This window comes from Flavobacterium sp. UBA4854 (assembly GCF_002399805.1).
GTDB lineage: Bacteria > Bacteroidota > Bacteroidia > Flavobacteriales > Flavobacteriaceae > Flavobacterium > Flavobacterium ginsengisoli.
Genome location: NZ_DHEI01000072.1, coordinates 17,842 through 23,195, shown reverse-complemented (window position 1 = coordinate 23,195; position 5,354 = coordinate 17,842). Strand labels below are relative to the sequence as shown.

3 protein-coding genes are annotated in these 5,354 nt (G+C 35.2%); 1 reads left to right on the top strand and 2 read right to left on the bottom strand.

Translation table 11 applies throughout. The features are described from left to right. Positions 1 to 2,235: beta-glucosidase (locus B3J44_RS10440; protein ID WP_286968346.1), on the top strand; the 2,235-nt coding region annotated here is incomplete at its 5' end. 160 nt (positions 2,236 to 2,395) lie between these two features. Here B3J44_RS10440 and B3J44_RS10435 read toward each other — a convergent pair. Continuing rightward, positions 2,396 to 4,513: a cation:proton antiporter gene (locus tag B3J44_RS10435; RefSeq protein ID WP_286968345.1), complete on the bottom strand. Its 2,118-nt coding sequence runs from the start codon at positions 4,511 to 4,513 to the stop codon at positions 2,396 to 2,398. A 3-nt stretch (positions 4,514 to 4,516) separates the two neighbouring features. After that, a complete protein-coding gene (locus tag B3J44_RS10430; RefSeq protein ID WP_286968343.1) occupies positions 4,517 to 5,092 on the bottom strand; it encodes a hypothetical protein in 576 nt (191 codons plus the stop codon). Positions 5,093 to 5,354 lie beyond the last annotated feature (262 nt).

Below are 5,354 nucleotides of genomic sequence, written 5' to 3'. Positions count from 1 at the left end.
GAACGTTATTTGGGACTAACCTACTGGACTCCTAATATCAATATTTTTCGTGACCCAAGATGGGGACGCGGACAGGAGACTTATGGAGAAGATCCCTATTTAACAGCTACGTTAGGTGACGCTTTTGTAAAAGGTCTTCAGGGTGATGATCCCAAATACTTAAAAGCTGCAGCCTGCGCAAAACACTACGCCGTACATAGCGGACCAGAATCTCTACGACATACTTTTGATGTTGATGTCACTCCTTACGAACTGTGGGATACTTACTTGCCAGCGTTCAAAAAATTAGTTACCGAATCGAAGGTAGCTGGAGTAATGTGTGCCTATAATGCATTTAGAACACAGCCCTGTTGTGCAAGTGATATTCTTATGAATGACATTCTGAGAAAAGAATGGCATTTTGACGGCTATGTTACATCGGACTGTTGGGCTATCGACGATTTTTTTAAAAATCATAAAACCCATCCTGATGCTGAATCGGCCGCTGCAGACGCAGTATATCATGGAACAGATGTTGATTGTGGAACCGACGCTTACAAATCGCTTGTATCAGCTGTCAAAAACGGAAAAATTACTGAGGAGCAGATTAATATTTCTGTAAAACGCCTTTTCTTGATCCGTTTTAAATTAGGAATGTTTGATCCTGTTTCGATGGTTAAATATGCACAGACTCCAAGTTCTGTTTTAGAATGTGAAGAACATAGCAATCATGCTTTAAAAATGGCCAGACAATCTATAGTTCTGCTAAAAAATGAAAAAAATACGCTGCCATTGAGCAAAAAACTCAAAAAAATTGTTGTGTTAGGACCAAATGCAGATAATTCAATCTCCATTCTTGGAAATTACAACGGAACTCCGTCTAAGTTACCAACTGTATTACAGGGTATAAAAGAAAAAGTAAGCGCCGATACAGAAGTTATTTATGAAAAAGCTGTCAACTTTACGAATGATACTCTATTGGTTTACAAAGATCTTAAAAACCAATATTCTTATGAAGGAAAACAAGGTTTTAAGGCAGAATATTTTACTAATAAAACATTGTCTGGTAAACCTGAAACTACAAGAACTGAATCTGAAATAAATAATTTTTGGCAAGAAGGAGAAATTATTACTAAAAACATCAAAGCAAATCATTTTTCAGCACGATATACCACTAATTTTAAAGCTGACGAAAATGGTTCAATCACTTTTGAAATTCGTGCAGATGATGGCTACAGATTCATCATAGATGGAAAAGAAGTCATAAATGCTTGGGAGAAAAACCGATGGGGCGAAAAAACCTATAGACTTCAAACCAAAAAAGATGCAATTTACAATTTAGTGCTAGAATACTGGCAAGGTGAAGGAAAAGCCGAAGTGTCATTGCAAACAGGAAATTTTATAAAAACCGATTTCAATACTTTAATTGAACGTCATAAAAATGCAGACGCATTCATTTTCGTAGGAGGTATTTCACCACAGCTTGAAGGAGAAGAAATGCCAGTAAATGTTCCAGGATTTAACGGCGGAGATCGTACCTCTATATTGCTTCCTGAAATACAGACACAACTTTTAAAAACTCTTAAATCTTCTGGAAAACCCGTAGTTTTTCTGATGATGACAGGTAGTGCAATAGCTGTTCCGTGGGAGGCGGAAAATATACCTGCAATACTCAATATATGGTACGGCGGACAATCTGCTGGAACTGCTTCTGCTGATGTTCTTTTTGGCGATTATAATCCTGCCGGAAGACTTCCTGTAACTTTTTACAAAAGCGACTCTGATCTACCTTTGTTTACTGATTATAAAATGGAAAACAAAACATACCGTTATTTTAAAGGCACGCCATTGTATGGTTTTGGCTATGGTTTAAGTTATACCGAGTTTAAATACAGCGAGCTAAAAATCCCAGAAAAAATCAAAAAAGGACAGCCAATCACAATTTCTGTCAAAGTAACAAATTCAGGGAAAATGGAAGGAGAAGAAGTCTCGCAACTGTACTTGATTAATCTAGATTCGACAATAAAGGCTCCTTTAAAAAGTCTTAAAGGATTTGAAAGATTTAATTTGAAACCTGGCCAAAGTACTGTCGTAAGCTTTAATCTTTCTCCAGAAGATCTTTCCTATGTAACCGAAGACGGAAGCTTAAAACAATATCAAGACAAAGTTCAGATTGCGGTAGGTGGCGGTCAACCTGACGAAAAGGAAAAAGGAAAAAATAATTTAATAACTAAAACTTTAAAAATAGAAAAATAACCGCTTTTAAAAACGTTAAAACATTAGTTTTAGCGTTTTTTTTATGTCTTTTCAGAACTGTTTGACCATCATTTCCAGCTATAAACTAAAGGTTCAAAAATTAAAAAGCTGAGCAAGTACAACAGCTCAGCTTCTATATTTATCTTACGGCTTTTAAATCTTATTTAAAAATATTTCTTATCGCTTTTCCGATTTCGGCAAAATCATCATGACTGCTTACTGATCTTTTTTCGGTATTATTTGAGGTAGTTTTAGAAAAAGGATAAATAAGCATATAGTTGTTGTTACTGAATTTCAGATTTAAAAGATCTGGAATATCTCGCATTCGCGAAAAATACGAGTGCATTCCCCTATCTCCCATCATAATAATTAACCCTTCATTTTCTTCAATATTCAGAGCGGTTTGCTGAGCATCTTCCCAAGTTTCAAAACCGTCAAATGTTGCTTCTATAGAAGCTTTTTTAGCGATTCGTTTTAAGATATTTAGTGTTTTTTCCTTTCCATAGAAACTCATTTTGGCTCCAGAGTTACGGCCAATATTCCAGATTCTTAACATCGAATGAAAAAATCCCGCATCCAATTCGGCATCTGCTGGAATAAAAACCAAATATCTTTTAATAGTCGCTGCTGGCTGAACCGCATGATAGACCATTAAATTGATATTTTTATTTCGGAGATAACCATTATACAAATTGTATACAAATGAAGCCGAAAAGCCCTTTCCGCCTTCCAGACCTACAATAAGATCGGTGATATCTTTTTCCTTTATCACATTACTTATTCCGCCCGCTGTATCGTTGTCATGACGTGTAATTGGATGTAGTTCTACATCTGCAGCCGAAGCGGCTTTTATCGCGCTTTCTAGTATTCGTTCCGCATTTTTTTCTGAAGATTCATTGGCATCTTCATTAATCACATTTACGGCGTAAAGCTGTTTATTAGATGCCGTTTTTACCATCAAGCCAAGATTCACCATTTTTTCTACTGTAGCTTCATGGTTCACAGCAAGCAGTATATTTTCTTTCTCTTTACTATCACCCGACACCGTATTGTCTTTTTCTGCCTGTGCAATGCGTTGTGCACTCGCCATAGACACAAACGATGAAATGGTACAAGAAACCAAAATAAGAAGAATACTACCGTTAAGCACATGTTCGTTTAAAAGTCTTATAGGTTCACCCGCATCATTTTCGCCAATAATTATATTATAACCAACCATAACAGAAGCTAATGTCGCTGCCGCAGATGCCGAACTCAGTCCAAAAATTAGCTGTCCTTCATCATTTGTTAGTCTAAATGTTTTCTTTGTTAGCATTGCAGCAACATATTTTCCTCCTATTGATGCCACCAACATAATTGACGCTACCCATAAAGTTTCCCAACTTTGTATAAAAGCATTAAAATCAATCAGCATTCCCACACTAATCAAAAAGAAAGGAATAAAAATCGCATTTCCGACAAACTCAACCCTGTTCATTAATGATGATGTATGCGGAATTAATTTATTTAAAGCCAATCCAGCAAAAAAAGCTCCAATGATCGATTCAATTCCTGCCAATTCAGCCAAAAGTGCTGCGAGATAAATCATAACCAATACAAAAAGATATTGTGATATTTTGTCGTCTACAGTTTTAAAAAACCATCTGGCAATTATCGGAAAAATGAGCAGTACAATTAAAGAAAAGACAACCATTGAAACGGATAATTTTACCCAAAAAGCTGTTCCGACTTCTCCCTGTGACATTCCAACGATAGCCGCTAAAACTAAAAGCGAAAGTACATCGGTAATCATCGTTCCACCTACAGTAATATTTACCGAAAGATTTTTAGCAATTCCCAAACCACTTACCATTGGATACACAATTAAAGTATGCGACGAAAAAAGACTCGCAAACAAAATTGAGGTAAGCAGTGAAAAATGAAGCAAATAATAACCGCCTACAAGCCCTAAAGCAAACGGAACGGCAAAAGTGAAAATCGAAAAGATAATACTCTTCCATTTGTTCTTTTTAAAATCGGCCATATCAATTTCCAGACCTGCTAGAAACATGATATACAAAAGACCCGTAGTTCCTGTAACCACAACACTGCTGTCTCTAGAAAGTACTCCAAATCCATTTGGGCCAATAAGAGCACCGGCAATAATAAGGCCAAGCAAATGCGGCACCTTTATTTTGTTCAATAAAAGCGGAATGCATAAAATAATGATGATTTCAATAAGATACTTTAAAAGAGGATCTTCGATGGGAAATGTTATATGATGTATACTCAGTAGCATAAATTACTTTTTAGTAGATGGAGTAAGTTCGACTGAGAATTTTGCGATACAATTATCCTGACCAGTTATAGTCTGCGTGCCTTTTATGATGTTTTTTTTAATATCATCTAGCACGACGCTCACTTTTATTTTGTTTTTTGAAGAGGCTTCTTTTGCCGAATCAAGGACGATTTTGCTTTCTAAATATTGTCCAGCAAAAACACGTTTAATTTCGTTATTACTTAAAACGTTTGTAAACATTCCTGTAGAATCTGACACAAATTCCCAAACCTCGCTGCGCTGATCGCCAATAACATAATTGCTGCAGTTAGATTCTCTGCAAATCATTTTGCTATTCCATGCCACTTTGAGATTTTCTGGCCATTCTTTTATTTTAGGAAGTGTATCTTTTACTTTAGAAACAGACAATAAACTGTCTCTCATTTTTAAGAGCTTATCATAATCTGCTTCTTTATCTTGAAATTGTTTTTCTCTTTCTAAAAGCGCATTTTCACGCACAATAAGTTCCTGTTCTTTTTTATTGCTGCAGGAAGATAAAACAAGTACAAAAAGGATAAGGAATAGTCTATTTATAGTCATAAAAATTGGTTTTGGATTCTACAAGATAAGCAGAAAAATCCTTTTAGCAGGCCAAAAACAGATAAAAAAGAGATTTTTTTCTCTATCCTATCCGTTTCGCCAACTATAAAATTTACAAATATGAAGTTTACAAAATCTTTTAATGATCTCTCAAATTATAATTTGAAACAAAGTTTTTTAAAACATTCTACAGAAAAATCATTTTTCTAAATATTGTTTGTTAAAATTCTATTATAAAATGAAGCTGTGCCTTATCTTTGAA

What these genes read in the sequence shown, in the direction of transcription:
- B3J44_RS10435 (WP_286968345.1), bottom strand. Translation starts at nt 4,513, where the DNA reads ATGCTACTGAGTATACATCATATAACATTTCCCATCGAAGATCCTCTT.
- B3J44_RS10430 (WP_286968343.1), bottom strand. Translation starts at nt 5,092, where the DNA reads ATGACTATAAATAGACTATTCCTTATCCTTTTTGTACTTGTTTTATCT.